This is a genomic window from Paenibacillus sp. FSL W7-1279, assembly GCF_037969845.1.
In the GTDB taxonomy this organism is placed as follows: domain Bacteria; phylum Bacillota; class Bacilli; order Paenibacillales; family Paenibacillaceae; genus Paenibacillus_AQ.
The window spans coordinates 4,403,147-4,418,315 of the sequence record NZ_CP150215.1 but is presented as its reverse complement, the minus strand read 5'-3'; the positions used below and the strand labels follow the sequence as shown (position 1 = coordinate 4,418,315).

13 protein-coding genes are annotated in these 15,169 nt (G+C 47.7%); 10 read left to right on the top strand and 3 right to left on the bottom strand.

Annotated elements, in window-relative coordinates:
* Positions 1-28: 28 nt before the first annotated feature.
* Positions 29-1,753, top strand: coding sequence for an assimilatory sulfite reductase (NADPH) hemoprotein subunit (gene cysI, locus MKY82_RS19515; protein WP_194543240.1), 1,725 nt, complete (start codon positions 29-31; stop codon positions 1,751-1,753).
* 78 nt (positions 1,754-1,831) lie between these two features.
* Positions 1,832-2,068 (top strand): sigma factor, encoded by a 237-nt coding sequence (locus MKY82_RS19510; RefSeq protein WP_233354984.1) that lies wholly within the window; start codon positions 1,832-1,834, stop codon positions 2,066-2,068.
* Between the two features lie 91 nt (positions 2,069-2,159).
* On the opposite strand, the gene MKY82_RS19505 is transcribed toward MKY82_RS19510, so the two are convergent.
* Positions 2,160-3,365, bottom strand: coding sequence for an MFS transporter (locus MKY82_RS19505; RefSeq protein WP_339294162.1), 1,206 nt, complete (start codon positions 3,363-3,365; stop codon positions 2,160-2,162).
* Between the two features lie 234 nt (positions 3,366-3,599).
* The gene (locus tag MKY82_RS19500) at positions 3,600-4,472 is read right to left on the bottom strand and encodes a LysR family transcriptional regulator (RefSeq protein WP_339294161.1); all 873 of its coding nucleotides are present in this window, start codon (positions 4,470-4,472) and stop codon (positions 3,600-3,602) included.
* 177 nt (positions 4,473-4,649) lie between these two features.
* On the opposite strand from MKY82_RS19500, the gene MKY82_RS19495 reads away from it, so the two are divergent.
* The 3 genes from MKY82_RS19495 (at position 4,650) to MKY82_RS19485 (ending at position 7,800) form a co-directional block, all read left to right on the top strand.
* Positions 4,650-6,023: an MFS transporter gene (locus tag MKY82_RS19495; protein ID WP_339294160.1), complete on the top strand. Its 1,374-nt coding sequence runs from the start codon at positions 4,650-4,652 to the stop codon at positions 6,021-6,023.
* Positions 6,020-6,943, top strand: a complete 924-nt coding sequence (locus MKY82_RS19490; RefSeq protein WP_339294159.1) for an NADP-dependent oxidoreductase — start codon at positions 6,020-6,022, stop codon at positions 6,941-6,943. The genes MKY82_RS19495 and MKY82_RS19490 overlap by 4 nt, the downstream gene beginning before the upstream one ends.
* A gap of 137 nt (positions 6,944-7,080) precedes the next feature.
* Positions 7,081-7,800: a YebC/PmpR family DNA-binding transcriptional regulator gene (locus MKY82_RS19485; protein WP_071218688.1), complete on the top strand. Its 720-nt coding sequence runs from the start codon at positions 7,081-7,083 to the stop codon at positions 7,798-7,800.
* A 91-nt stretch (positions 7,801-7,891) separates the two neighbouring features.
* On the opposite strand, the gene MKY82_RS19480 is transcribed toward MKY82_RS19485, so the two are convergent.
* The gene (locus MKY82_RS19480) at positions 7,892-9,100 is read right to left on the bottom strand and encodes a peptidase (protein ID WP_339294158.1); all 1,209 of its coding nucleotides are present in this window, start codon (positions 9,098-9,100) and stop codon (positions 7,892-7,894) included.
* Between the two features lie 330 nt (positions 9,101-9,430).
* Here MKY82_RS19480 and MKY82_RS19475 point away from each other — a divergent pair, with 330 nt between their 5' ends.
* From MKY82_RS19475 to MKY82_RS19455, 5 genes are all read left to right on the top strand, one after another.
* Positions 9,431-10,345 (top strand): LysR family transcriptional regulator, encoded by a 915-nt coding sequence (locus MKY82_RS19475; protein ID WP_339294157.1) that lies wholly within the window; start codon positions 9,431-9,433, stop codon positions 10,343-10,345.
* A 131-nt stretch (positions 10,346-10,476) separates the two neighbouring features.
* On the top strand, positions 10,477-10,941 hold the full coding sequence (locus MKY82_RS19470; protein ID WP_194543233.1) for a DinB family protein: 465 nt from the start codon (positions 10,477-10,479) through the stop codon (positions 10,939-10,941).
* 250 nt (positions 10,942-11,191) lie between these two features.
* On the top strand, positions 11,192-11,713 hold the full coding sequence (locus tag MKY82_RS19465; protein ID WP_339294156.1) for a GNAT family protein: 522 nt from the start codon (positions 11,192-11,194) through the stop codon (positions 11,711-11,713).
* A 102-nt stretch (positions 11,714-11,815) separates the two neighbouring features.
* A complete protein-coding gene (locus MKY82_RS19460; protein ID WP_339294155.1) occupies positions 11,816-14,362 on the top strand; it encodes a diguanylate cyclase in 2,547 nt (848 codons plus the stop codon).
* 167 nt (positions 14,363-14,529) lie between these two features.
* Positions 14,530-15,162, top strand: a complete 633-nt coding sequence (locus tag MKY82_RS19455) for a YdcF family protein (RefSeq protein ID WP_339294154.1) — start codon at positions 14,530-14,532, stop codon at positions 15,160-15,162.
* Positions 15,163-15,169: the final 7 nt, after the last annotated feature.

Below are 15,169 nucleotides of genomic sequence, written 5' to 3'. Positions count from 1 at the left end.
CTGTGGTTGCGAGAGGAGAAAAAGGAACATGTCTGATAATAATCTAGTATCACCCCATAGTGCGCCGCATAGTGATGTTGAGGACATCAAGCGTCGAAGCAACTATCTGCGTGGCAGTCTTGTAGAGACCTTAGAGGATCGCATAACGGGGTCGATTCCGGAAGACGATAACCGGCTGATGAAATTTCACGGCAGTTATATGCAGGATGACCGGGATTTGCGTAACGAACGGCATAAGCAAAAGCTGGAACCCGCATACCAGTTCATGCTGCGTGTTCGCGCCGCTGGCGGCGTCGTGACTCCGGAGCAATGGCTGATGATGGACCGTGTAGCCCAAAAGTATGCCAACGGGACGATTCGTTTGACCACCCGCCAATCCTTTCAGCTTCATGGCGTATTGAAGTGGAATATGAAGAGCACCATTCAAGAAGTGAATGAAGCCATGCTTAGCACATTGGCTGCTTGCGGCGACGTCAACCGGAACGTGATGTGCAACCCGAACCCCTATCAATCCGAAATTCATTCGGAGGTATACGAATGGGCACGAATGCTTAGCAGTCATCTCGATCCGCGCTCGCGTGCGTATCATGAGATTTGGCTGGACGGCGAGAAGATTGTAGACAGCCTGCAAGAGGGAGAGGAGCAGGAGCCGATCTATGGCCCGGTGTACCTGCCGCGGAAATTTAAGATCGGTATGGCCGTGCCGCCATCCAATGATGTTGATGTATTTTCCCAAGATCTTGGCTTCATTGCCATCATTGAGGATGGACAATTGAAAGGCTTTAACGTTTCGGTAGGCGGTGGCATGGGGATGACGCATGGTGATTCGTTAACCTATCCTCAAGTGGCGAAAGTCATTGGTTTCTGCAAACCCGAGCAGATCGTTGACTTGGCCGAGAAGACGGTAATGATTCAACGTGATTACGGAGACCGCGCGGTGCGCAAGCATGCTCGTTTCAAATATACGATTGATGATCGCGGTATCGACTGGTTTGTCAACGAGCTGACCAGCCGTCTGGGCTGGAAGCTGGAGGAGGCAAAACCGTATCATTTTGATCATAACGGAGACCGCTACGGCTGGGTTAAAGGCAGCAATGGCAAATGGCATTTTACACTGTTCATCCAAAACGGACGTGTGAAAGACGAATCCGATTACCTGCTGATGACAGGGCTGCGCGAAATCGCTCAAATCCATAATGGAGACTTCCGTCTGACGGCCAATCAGAATCTGATCATCGCCAATGTCAGCAGCCATAAGAAGAAAAAGATTGAAGACCTCATCAAGCGTTACGGACTTACGGACGGTAATCATTATTCTGCCCTGAGACGAAATTCCATGGCATGCGTAGCTTTACCGACATGTGGATTGGCTATGGCCGAATCCGAGCGATATCTGCCGACGTTATTGGATAAAATCGATGTGATCCTGGAAGAGAACGGACTTCGCGAAGAGGATATCGTCATTCGAATGACTGGGTGCCCGAATGGGTGCGCCAGACCGATGCTGGCTGAAATCGCATTTATCGGAAAGGCGCCTGGCAAATATAACATGTACCTGGGTGGCGGTTTCTCCGGACACCGGCTGAACAAGCTGTATAAGGAAAACATCGGAGAGGCCGAGATTTTGGATTCCCTTCGTCCCCTCATGAAGCAATATGCACAAGAACGCGAGCAGGGCGAGCATTTCGGTGACTTTGTGATCCGGGCCGGCTATGTGAAGGAAGTGTTGGACGGACAACAATTTCACGCATAATGATACTCAATTATCAACAAACCGGAGTTCTTCTTGAGAAGAGCTTCGGTTTTATTGTTTATAGCACTTTAGGAGATCATGATGGGCTCCCAAGCAGAGATGAAAAAGGTGGCACTGACGAAAACGGATGATGAGACCGATTTTTACCAGGCCATTATGGAACACAAGGAAACACTGATCCATATAGCTTACAGTTACTTGCGGAACCGATATGATGCGCTGGAAGCGGTTCAGGAGATGACGTGCAGAGCATGGGTCAAGCGTTCAACGCTAAAAGAAGGGAAGGCATTCAAAGCCTGGATCATCCGAGCCTGAAACAATAAGACGACATGACCGCCAGTTGCTACACGGTCTCTAGTTAAGTAAGAGCCGCCTCTTGAAATGTGAGGCGGCTCTTTTTTGTTGTTCATTGCTCCAATACGCCGGCCGTGCTCTTTCTCTTTTTAAATAATGGAAGCAGCAGAGCCGAACCAGTCAGGAACAAGAGTGTGCTAGCCGCATAAACGACGAACAGGGACAGCTGGTCTTTGAGCAATCCCCCGATCGACATGCCCAGCACCATCATTCCCATATAAATCGGGGTTAGGGCGCCGCCGACCCGACCAATATATGGCCCTTCCGTATTGTTTAGGATCATGGTGTTGATTCCAATGTGTATGGTGGGATAAAAGAATCCGTTAATCACTAGAAGGAGCATCGTAAAGATGACGCTGGTTGACCAGCCAATACCAAGGGTCCCGACGGCACTAACGCTCAGACCGAGTGCTAGTAAGGTTTGAGGGGGGATTTTCTTGGCAAATGCCATGACGAAGCCTCCTCCGACGAGCATCGCCGCTCCATTGACCGTTAACAGCCATTGCAAGAATGACTTATCCCGACCGAGGTTCTCAATCGTCACAAATATCGCGAGCGGCTGAATAAGTCCCGCTGCCAAGCCAGCCGCGGCGAAGGTCGCGGCAAGGGTTCGGAGCGTATGATTATTCCATACATAGCGAAGGCCTTCGATAAGCTCTTGTTTCAGGTTCTGCTGCTTGGATTGTGTCTCTTTCTGCATATCACGGGGCAGCAAAGTCAGAATCAATCCAGAGCCCAGGAATAACGCTCCTGTTGCGACCAGCGATACTTCAATGCCGAACGTTTGATATACAAATGCACCGGCGATCGGGCCGATCACCGTAAAGAAGGCAACCATCGATTGAAACATGGCCATCACGGATTGCAGCTGTTCAGCGGGGACATGCTGTTTAAACAGCTTCATCGCTGAAGGCTGAGAGAATTGGGACAGGACGGCTGAGAAGAACGTAAGTACCAGTAATGCCTGCCACGACCCGTTATGAACGGCGATCAGCACGAGAAATACCGATATCGCAGACAATGCATCAGAACTGACCATGGTACGCTTAGGCCGCCAGCGGTCCGCGAAAGTACCTCCGATGAAGGCAAACAAGAAAATCGGCGCAAATTCGGCTACGGATATGAGGGATACATACATAGGATTATTGTCCGTCAAGTCGGTAACGTATAGAAGAATGGCAAAGTTACGAACCCAAATGCCAAGATTCAAGAGAACGCGTGACAAGACAATCGTTCGAACATAGGGGTTGTTAAGCAAAATAAAAGAGTCTCCTTTCGAGGTCTGTACTTTACAGATCGGATAGCGTAAAAACAAACGAATGCGCATTTCGTTGTTTTATACATAGACATAATGATATTTTGTCTATTAATAATCAATCATTTTTTTGTTTCATCTACATTTCTCTCGCAAAAAAACACCTCCTGCATTTGTTCATGAGCAGGAAGTGCCTTCAATAATCGAAATTGTATATGATTGGAATCTTGCTGTGTATTACGATTTTTCCGAAAAGTAATGAATGACGTCATCACGGAACTGACGAGCCGCTAAGGATAAATAGTGCTTCTCATGCCAGATAAGCCGATAGTGCCGTTTGCATTCGGGCTTCGCAATGGGCAGAAGCTTAAGCTTGGCGTCTTGGACATGAGAACATCCGAAGAGGGCAACACCAAGACCGGCACGAACCAGACTTGCAATAGCCGGAGGTTCGTCAACCCGGCATACATATCTGGGCGTAATTCCAGCCTCCTGAAAGAATTTATCGTTCATTTGCTGGAATATAAAATCTTCCTTGTAGCCGATAAAAGCTTCCTCCTTCAATTCATCCAAGTTAATGGACGTACGGTCAGCGAGCCTGTGCGCTTGGGGTACAGCCAAATACACATCCTCGCGAAGCACGGTCACTTGAGATAACAGGGGTTGCTCCATCGCCATCGAAGTAAAGCATAAATCGACCTGCCCCATTTCCATCATCTTCATCATGTCATCCGTTCCGACCTGGGATATTTGAAAATTAACGTCAGGGTGCTCCGCCAGAAACTGACTCAGCGGTTCGGATAACGGATCCAGGGTTGAGGTTGCCAGATGAATACTGCCATGCTGAAGTCCTGCAAGTTCATTGATTTCTTTCTGGCCCTCCTCCAGCAAATGAAGTGCACGTTCAACTTTATCCAAATAGAGCTTCCCAAATGTATTCAATCGGATTCTCCCGCCATGACGATCAAACAACGGAACTCCGACATCCGCTTCCAGCCTGGATATGGTTTTGCTTAAAGCAGGCTGTGCAATATGAAGCTCTTGAGCTGCTTTCGTCATGTGTTCCGTTCGGGCTACGGTTTGAAAATAACGCAGCTGCAGAAGTTCCATCCTTCATCCCCCTATACACTCCAGTATATGATCTATATAGCACATTATATATTTTTGTTTATTTCGAACCCATTATAAAATAAACAACGAGAGGAAAACAATCCCTTTTAAGATTTGTACATCGGTACACAAACGTAATAGGGTATCCCTTTTAAAATTCGGAAGGAAGGGGCTTTTATGGGAATCGGGAAAAGAAAGTCATCAAGCGAAGCATTAATCAGCGTTCTGGCACTTACTCTTGCCATATCGGTTATGAATGCAACGATGTTTAATATCGTGCTCCCAGAAATCAGGCGAGAGTTTGGGCTGAGGATGGCCGAAGTCAGCTGGGTAACGACATCGTATTTGCTTGTATTTGCTATGGGAAGTGTTATCTACGGAAAGCTTGCCGATCGTTACAAGCTGAAAATCTTGATTTCCATCGGGTTTATCACCTTTATAGTCGGTTCGGTTATCGGGATGCTGTCTCAGGTTTACGGAATGCTCATCTTCGGAAGGATGCTGCAGGCTGCAGGATCAGCCGTCATACCGGCGATATCCGGCATCATCCCCGTGCGCTATTTTCCTCCGAAGCAAAGGGGAAGAGCTTTAGGGATATCGATGACAGGCGGCGCTATCGGCAGTGCAGCTGGTCCAGCCGTAGCGGCAATGCTTGTAAGCATTGTCCATTGGCGCGTGTTATTTTGCATGCCGTTACTCATTCTGTTGACATTGCCTTTCTACTACAAATATTTACATGATGAAAGAGTTGGCACAGCCCAAATGGATTGGCCCGGTTGCGGTCTGCTAGCAGGAGCTGTAGCTAGCCTGCTGCTCTCTATTACGAATCCAACAGCATTGACCCTGATCAGTTTTGTCCTGCTATTGACTTGTTTCATCTGGAGAATCCGGAAAGCGGCAGCTCCTTTTATAAACCCGGGGGTATTCAAAAACGTTCGTTACACGCTTGGCTTGGTAATTGCTTTCGCAGTAACAGGAATAGGATATTCTCTTGTGTTCCTGACGCCGACGCTGTTAACGCAAGTTCACCAATTGAGGCTGGGTTTGACGGGATATGTTATGGTGCCAGCAGCAATCGCTACCGCATTACTCAGCAAATTCGGAGGCACGATGGCGGACCGTAAAGGCACTTCATATCTGTTCCACATCGCCGTAAGCTTATTTCTGTTCTGTTTTCTATTATTATCGTCATTTACGGGGGCCTCGCCTGTATGGATTGCCTTGTTCCTGATTCTCGGTGGTGTCGGGCAAGCCTTTATGTCGATTGCGCTGTCCAAATCCATTTCATTGACGCTGCCGCATGAACAAAGTGGAGTGGGAATGGGCATATTGTCGATGTTGAATTTCATGGCAGGAGCGATATTTGCCAGCCTTTACGGAACCATGGTGGATCTGGAAGCCGCTAAGGCTTGGAACCCGTTGATCCACGATCTGAGCGCGTATGTCTTTAGCAATATATACTTCATGCTGATGATCATGATTGCAGTTGTAGCGGCGCTTTTTATTTCATTTTTTAATAAGCATTACGAAAAGAGGAGATGTTGCAGATGAAAGCTATGGCCATTACTTCATTCGGTCCACCTGAGGTCTTAAAATTAACGGAAATGAAGCAGCCGCAGGCAGGACCGGGTACTGTGCGAGTCCGCGTGAAGGCAGCTGGCGTGCTGCCCTTTGATTGCGGGGTTCGCAACGGAACCATAGGCTATGTCCGTCAACAGCGTTTCCCGATGATACCGGGCAATGAGTTCGCTGGCGTGATCGATCAGGTCGGGGAAGGCGTCGATCAATTCGCAGTGGGCATGGAGGTACTTGGGTTCTCACTGCTCCATTGTTACGCTGAATATGTCGTGGTGGATGCGGATCAGATTGTAATCAAACCCGAGCGCATGCCATGGGAAATAGCTGGAGGTTTCTCCGGTAATGGCCAGGGGGCACATATGGCATTGAAATCTGTTGGAATTGAGGAAGGAGACACCGTGCTCATCCATGCCGCGGCAGGCGGGTTTGGTACCTTTGCATGCCAGTTGGCAAAAGCCTGGGGCGCAGCAGCTGTCATTGGAACCGCAAGTGAGCGCAATCATGAATATTTGCGGTCCATCGGCGTTATACCGGTTGCATATGGCGCTGGGCTTGTGGAAAGGGTCCGCAGAATCGCGCCGCAAGGAATCGATGCTGCAGTTGATGCTGCCGGCCCCGAGGCATTAAGGGCTTCTGCCCAGCTTGTGCACAACAAGGAGCGTATCCGCACGATGGTGTCGGACGAGACTGCTGTGGAGTTGGGTATACCCGTGCTAAGCGGCACGAGAACGGCAGCTAGACTGCAGGAGCTGGTGGATTTATATATGGAGAGTTATATTCGCATTCATATTCGAGAGGTGTTTCCGCTGCACGAGGCGCCGGAAGCGCATCGCATTGTTGAAACGGGTCATGGCAGGGGGAAGGTGATCTTACTTGTCGGTGAACAGCGCTGATTGATGGTTACGGGTATTTGTCTATTTTCCGGATATAAGCTCTTAACCTTGTTCAAGGGACTTAATAGATATATAATGGACGAGGGTATTTATTGAATACCGGCTACAGATTCAATAATGAAAGTGAGCGGAAATATATGGGCCGTAAATGGAATAATATTAAAGAGAAAAAAGCATCCAAGGATGCAAATACAAGTCGCGTATATGCGAAATTTGGTGTCGAAATTTATGTGGCAGCCAAGAAGGGGGAACCGGATCCCGAGTCCAACCGTGCGCTGAAGGTTGTTCTTGAGCGCGCCAAAACATACAATGTGCCGAAAGCCATTATTGACCGCGCCTTGGATAAAGCCAAGGGCAGCGGGGATGAGAATTATGAAGAGCTTCGCTATGAAGGTTTTGGTCCGAACGGTTCGATGATCATTGTTGACGCTTTAACCAACAACGTCAATCGTACGGCGCCTGCTGTACGTTCTGCCTTTAATAAGAACGGCGGCAATATGGGCGTCAGCGGTTCAGTGTCTTATATGTTTGATCCAACCGCAGTCATCGGCGTCGAAGGTAAGTCGGCTGAGGAAGTCATGGATCTGCTGCTCGAAGCCGACCTGGATGTCCGTGACATCCTGGAAGAGGAAGAAGCTGTGATCGTCTATGCTGAACCCGACCAGTTCCATGCGGTTCAGGAAGCATTCAAAGCCGCTGGTATTACGGAATTTACCGTTGCCGAGCTTACCATGCTGGCTCAGAATTTTGTCACCTTACCGGAAGATGGCGTTGCCCAGTTTGAGAAGCTGATCGATGCTCTTGAAGATCTCGAGGATGTTCAGCAGGTATATCACAACGTGGAATTTGAGGAATAGTTCGTAACGATTAATATCTTACTACATTAAAACACCATCGTATTCAGGAATCCTGAGTACGATGGTGTTTTTTTGTGATTTATTTTACAGCTTAGTTGTCGGCTTGAACCATAATCACTTCAGCGGATGTGATTGCTGGAATGGACATGGTCATGATAGGCGAGTGGAAGACCACGATGTTCATGCCGGGTTCCAGCTTCTCGTCGGGATTCAGTCCAATCACTTGAGTATCCTTGGAGATGTTGATGATGATGTCGTTGTCGGTGGATTGATCTGAACCTACATTGATATACAGTTGATCCTTTGACGTGCGTTCGGATGTAGTTATCGTGCCCTCGACTTTGGGCGCTGAGGTGTCGGAGACCACGATCTTATCTGCATGCGGCAGGGCAGGGTAAATCACGGACACGTATTCAGCTTCGATTCGCAGACCCGATTTTAAGACTTCAGCCGTTAACGATTTGCCCCCGGCATCTACAATCTTTGTGTCGCCATCAACAGCGAGCACAACGTATTCGAGGTCACCTGCTTTAGCTGGTTTACCGGAAACGCTTATTCTTCCATCCTTCATTTCTGTAAGGATGCCGTCAATGCCGGCAGCTTGCTCCTGATCGTTATTCTCGGCATTCGTGTTGACCCGTATATAATTCGTTGAGGATTGAGGCGGCATGCTTAACGCCACGTAAGGTCCATAGAAAGCGCGAATACTCATGCCGGCTTCCAGGTCGCTTGCTTTCAGTGCGCTGCCGTTTTGATCGAAGATTTTTGCTTTTGGATCCAGATGAAGCAGCATGGTTTCTTCACTGTCGTTGTACAGATTGGTTCCTTCCACCAGAATGCCTTGTTTGGTTACCTCCGAGATGGTTCCATCAATACCGGCGAGGTCGTTATCCTGTACAATGATCGTAAGAGCCGAACCTTGAGCGGGTAGGCTCTTCGTTATGTTTGGGTTATAGAAAGCTTTTATCGCTTTGTTTTTATCCACGATCGTTTGGAGCTGGACTTGGTTGCCTTTGGCATCAATGATTTTAGTATCTTTGGATATCGAGAGCTTGATTTCTTGTTGATCGGTTGCTGCCAAGCCGCGGCCGGTTACGGTAATCCATGTGCCTGATTTGTCATTGACGAAGTCCGTTATGTAACCCATCGTTCCAGGAACGCTTTTCTTCACCTGATTTGTGATGTTGCCTTGTCCCTTATGGGCTGCAGCAGGAGGGACGGCCTGTGCATTCGCTGCTATTGGCAGTGCGGCCATCGCGAGAACCGTAGCGGTTGCTAGTACTTTGTAGATTTTTTTCATGGTAGGTATCCTCCAAATGTAGATTATCCTAGAACGCTAGGATTCAGCCAAGTCGTATCATGAATTGGTAAAATGTACTTGCTGCACCACTATAGACGGGAGAATTGTTAAAAGGTTGCAGGACCATGAAAAATCATGAAAACGGATCATCATGCTGATTACGAACTCGGATCACCAAGAAGTCAGAGCTCCTTATATTCAGAGCACTTCCCTCAATGTGTCCTATATTTGATTCAGCAGTTTACAAATGGACTTCATTTAGGATATAAACGATCTAAATGATCGCAACAGATTGACCAGGTGAATAGATCAAGAATCGAGGGATGACCTATGAATCTTCATGCACTACGCATTTTTAATGATGTCTCCAAGACGGGAAGCATTACGAGATCGGCCGGCAATTTGCTGTTAAGTCAACCAGCCGTTACGGCCCAAATCCGCAATTTGGAGCGGGAGCTCGGCATGAAATTGATTGAGGCTAACGGACGCAATATTCAATTGACTGAAGCAGGCATTGCCTTGGCCAGGCATTCCCAACGGTTATTTGCGATGGAAGCCGAGATGGAAGAGATGATGGAGGCCATCAAATCCGGTCAGCAGGGAAGTTTGCGAATATCTGCAACCGAGCTGCCCGAGAGCGCTTTGCTGCCCGGATGGCTGGTTGGGTATAAGCAGGAGCATCCAAGGATGGAGGTGCAGCTGCTGAAAGGAAATTCCCGAACTGCGCTGCAGCGGTTACAGGACGATTCGGTGCATATCTCCATCGTATGCGGCAGCTGGTCCATTGAAGCGGAAGATATCGAGTCCTTTACAATAATGGAAGATGAATTAATTTTTGCTGTGCCTGCCCTTCATCGACTAGCCGATAAAGAAGTGACATTCCTTGAGCTTATGGAGGAACCCTTTGTGTTGAGGGAAGAAGGAAGTTACACGCGAAAACGGTTATGGTCGTTGATAGAGTCATCGGATGCACGCGAACCTCGCTGTTCCATAACGATAGAGGGGTTGAAGGAATCCATTGAAGCGGTAAAAGCGGGATACGGGGCTGCGTTAGTTCCTGCTCTTTCTATCAAGAAAGAACTGGTTTCGGGCGAACTTGGCAAGGTTAAAGTGTCTGGCGTAACTTTCCCGCACCCTATTCGGGTATGCATCAAGAGACAAGAAGCGAGACCTGCGCAAGTCCATTCGTTTATTTCTTATATTCAAGCGGATATCCGCGAAAAAAACCAGTATATCCATGGATGATGAAGGCTTGCCCTTGATTCATCCATTTTTTTTTTATGAAACGGAGTGAAAACAATATTATTTCTTTATCCGCATATGGAGTACACTCGGTTAAAGCGGACGCTGGACATTAATGAGAAGGAGTGGGCTGCATGAGAGCATACCTGTTTGAACATTTGGAATTTGTGCGTGCACAAACGTTGAATCTTGTAAGGGATCTCCCGGATGATATAGCGGAGTTGATTCCGAGTGGAATGAATAACCACGTGAAATGGAATATGGGACATGTTTTATTCATAGCGGAAAGGTTTGCGTTCGGCGTGAACGGAGAACCTATAACCCTTCCCTCTGAATATACCGAGCTGTTCCGATCGGGTTCTAAGCCAAGGGAGATTAGCGAAGCATGGCCATCCATACACGAGCTTGTCGAACTGCTTGAGGGTCAGGTCCACCGAATCGAACGCAGGTACAACGGGCATTTGCACGATACGGTTTTATCCCCCTATACAACCTCCAAAGGTTTAAAGTTAACCCGGGTCGAAGAATTCTTAAGCTTTTGCTTGTATCATGAAGGCATGCATTTTGATAAAATGAAATCGATTCTCAGCCAAGTCTAAGTTGTAATGAAACACAAAGAACAATTCGAGCTGAGAGCGATAAGCGGAAAAATAACCAGAAATTTGACATATTATGAAGGAATGTCACTCTTTTGATCGAATCTTTAATGAGAGTAAGTTGAAAAGTGAAAGAGGGTGACCCGGCGTAATTAAGAAAGATCTGTATATACGGCGAATCGCATTTGCCTCTGTATTGAAGTGTGCGGTATGAAGAGGACACTTGAATACATTTTGAAGAGGAGTCGGGCAAATGGATATCGTAACGGAAAGATTAATAATTCGCGAGTTTGAACCAGAAGACTGGCAGGATGTTCTGCAATATACATCCGATCCGGTGGTGATGCATTACATGCCTGAGCCTGTGCATACGGAAGAAACAGTAAAACAATTTCTTACTCAGAACAAGGGCGATAAAGCTCATCATTATGCCGTCTGCCTGCAAAAGGAACAACGGGTGATAGGACATGTGGTGTTTCATCCATGGTTCGGCGAACATACCTATGAAATCGGCTGGGTGTTTAATTCAACCTATCACCGTAGGGGGTACGCCACGGAAGCTGCCAGAGCTTTGCTTCAGCACGGTTTCGAAGTAATGGGGTTGCATCGGATCATTGCGACATGCCAGCCTGAGAATACACCTTCGTATCGGGTGATGGAGAAGCTGGGTATGAGGAGAGAAGGCTATTTTCAACAGTGTATTCCTCGTGGCGATATTTGGTGGGATGAGTATTACTATGCTATGCTGAAGACTGAATGGCGTACAATCTCATAGTTCTATTGTTATAATATGCTGTGCCCAATGTATCTCTTATAACAATGAGATGCATTGGGCTTATTTGTTATTAAATCTGTGAATAAGGGAAGATGATAGGCAATGACGGAACAGGATCCACTAAATCGAGAGCTGCTGACGGAGGGCGATTATGTAACGGATGGACCGATCGACCTGACGAATTGCGAGAAAGAACCTATTCACATTCCAGGATTTATTCAGCCCCATGGCGTACTGCTTGCCATTAACCCTATTGATGACTATAGGATCGCCCAATGCAGCCGAAATACCAATCAGTTCTTAGGCATTAGCGCAGAAGCACTTCTGGGACAGCATTTGGAAGCGCTTATTGGAAAGGCCCAATTTGAGCTGATGATTCATCGGGATCTTCAGGCGATCGCCACGCCCGATTTACAGTATATCAATTTAACGATTCCGGTTGGGGATGATCCGGTTGCGTTTTTCGGAATTGTCCACGAAAGCGAAGGGTTGATACTGCTTGAATTGGAGCTGGTATCGGAAGATACCGTAGCCTTTACAGATGATTTTGAAAGGATACAGACGTTCTTCAGTCGCATGAAACGAACCGAGAATCGTGTGGAGGCGAGTCAAGTGGCTTGCGAGCTCGTGAAGGATATTCTCGGATATGACCGCGTAATGCTCTATGAGTTTGATGATCACTGGAACGGAAAAGTGGTTGCCGAAGCTAAAGAGCAGGAGCTGGAGCCTTTTTTGGGACACCATTATCCGGCATCGGATATTCCTAGGCAAGCCCGTGAACTGTATCTAAGAAATTGGCTGCGGACGATTGTTGATGTGAGTTATACGCCGGTCGAGATTATTCCTACGGTACAACCATTGACTGGCAAGCCATTGAATCTCAGTTTATCCGCGCTGCGGAGTGTATCTCCGCTTCATATCGAATACCTTCATAATATGGGGGTTGGCGCGACAACCACGATTTCCCTTATCCATGACAACCAATTGTGGGGTTTGATTACTTGTCATCACTATAGTAGAAAATATGTATCCCACCGGACCCGCAACCTGTGCAACTTTCTGGGCTCCTTTTTCTCCAACGAGCTGTATCAACGACAGCAGCTCGACGATTATCAAACCGAGTTGAGGCTCAGAATTTTATCCGCCCGCATTACCGAAATTTTCATCGGCCAAACCGATGTATTCCATGTTATCGAACAGCTTGACAACGAGGAGCAGACCTTGCTCGATTTAATGAGAGCTACCGGGGCTGTCGTTTATTATCAAGATAATTTGATGCTGTACGGTACGACACCAACTTCGAAGCAAGTCATGGAGCTTGCCGGCTGGTTATCTGCCCAGGCCGAAGATTATACGTACCACAGTTCTGAACTCAGTGCCGAATATGAACCCGCTAAAGCTTATAAGGATATCGCATCAGGTGTATTGTATCTCGCTTTGTCACCAGGCCAACAAAATTATGTCATGTGGTTCAGGCCCGAGGTTGTTCAAATTGTGGATTGGGCCGGCGATCCGGCCAAAGCCGTTATCCAAGAGGAGGATAAGGTCCGTTTATCTCCGCGTAAATCTTTCGAAAAATGGAGACAAGTGGTTGAGGGGACCTCATATTCTTGGAAGTCACAGGAGTTAAGCGTTCTCCCGCAATTGAAGTCGATCGTTCGCAAGCAGACGGATGATCAATTAAGGCAAGCAAAAGAACAGGCCATACAGAATGCGAGAATTTTCAGAGAGAACGAAGAACGGTACCTGCAGCTCATGGGCCTGTCGCCTGTCGCTTTCTTGTCACTAACAACGGCAGGTACCATTATGTATTGCAATGTGCAGGCCGAATCGCTGTTCGGTGCAAAGAAACCCGAAGAGCTGCTGCAGCTTGAGATATATAAGTTGGCTAGAGAAGATTCGCGAGTTGATCTGAGAGAGCAGATCAAACGGATGGAGCAGAATCAAACCCAGTTAGTATCCGGCAGCGGCAGGTTTGTTACGCTGGAGGGCAACGGGATCGAGCTTGAATTTATGCTGGCTGCTATTCATCAAGGGCGTAAATCCTCCATTATGGTGATTCTGAGAGAAGGTACGGCGGAAGATGGCCCGGATCGGGTATACTCCGATGTGCTGGATCAGCTTCAAAATTATGTGACAACAGACCCGCTGACCGAACTGCCCAATCCGCTGACTTTTGAAAAAGAACTGTCGATGGACTGGGAGGAATGTGTTCAGAATAAGCTGCCTTTAGCCTTGATGATGGTCGATATTGACGACTTCCGGGTATATAATACCCTTCATGGTTTATATGGCGGTGATTTATGTTTGCAATGGATAGCCGATGCCCTGAAAATTATTGGCGAACCCTACGGAGCGTCCATATCACGCTACGGTGGCGGGACCTTTATCCTGAAGCTGAAAAACGAAAGCCCCGAACGTACCTATGAATTGGCCGAGAAGATACGCCTTGGCGTGCTTGCACTCAGCATTCCCAAGGATCGCTCGGCAGAGGATGGGTTTATGACCGTTAGCGTGGGGGCGGCATGCCTTACACCAGCATCCATGTTAAAGTTCACGGATTTGATCGCGGAGACGGAGAAAGCGATGCATATTGCCAAGAGCAAAGGGAAGAACAGAGTCACGCTGTATGGATATGATGCGGATTAAACGGTAGATTCGAGTTTGTGTTACTCTCGGTAGTGCTAGAATGAAAAAACGATAGTTGACTGCAAAGAAAGCCTGACGCTCTCAGTAAGGGAGCAGCAGGCTTTTTTTGCTGAAAATGATAGAATGGACACTAAGGGTAGATTAAGATTGGGCGCTGGGGGTGCAGCATGACACGAAATATGCCGGCAAGGGAAGCTCGGGGCAGAAGAAAGCGTACCGTGATCTATGTGTTGGGGGTATTCATTGGAATCCTGTTAATTTATACGCTGTATGTGGGCATCGCCATTTGGAATTATGCGCAAAGAACAGCCAATATCCCGTCTGATGCAGCCATCGTGCTGGGGGCTGCTGTATGGGAAGGGAAGCCCTCGCCTGTTTTTCAGGGACGCATTGATCATGCGCTATGGCTGTATGACCGGCAGTACGTAGACAAGCTGATATTTACAGGGGGACGCAGTTCGGAGGATGAACTTGCCGAATCGGAAGTTGCCAGGCAGTATGCCATCGAGCATGGTGTTCCGGAGAGTGACATCCTTGTCGAGACGGCTTCGACGATCACGGAGCAGAATCTGCACTTTGCCAATAAGGTAGGAGATTCAGCAGGACTGTCCTCTTACCTCATTGTAAGTGACCCGCTGCATATGAAGCGGGCGATGATGATGGCGGAAGATATGGGATTGGAAGCCAATCCTTCGCCCGCAGCCCGGAGCGCGTATCAGAGCCTGAGAAGCAAAGTTCCTTTTCTAATCAGAGAAGTCTTTTATTACATCGGTTATCAACTGGCATCACCATTCCGATAATATGTAT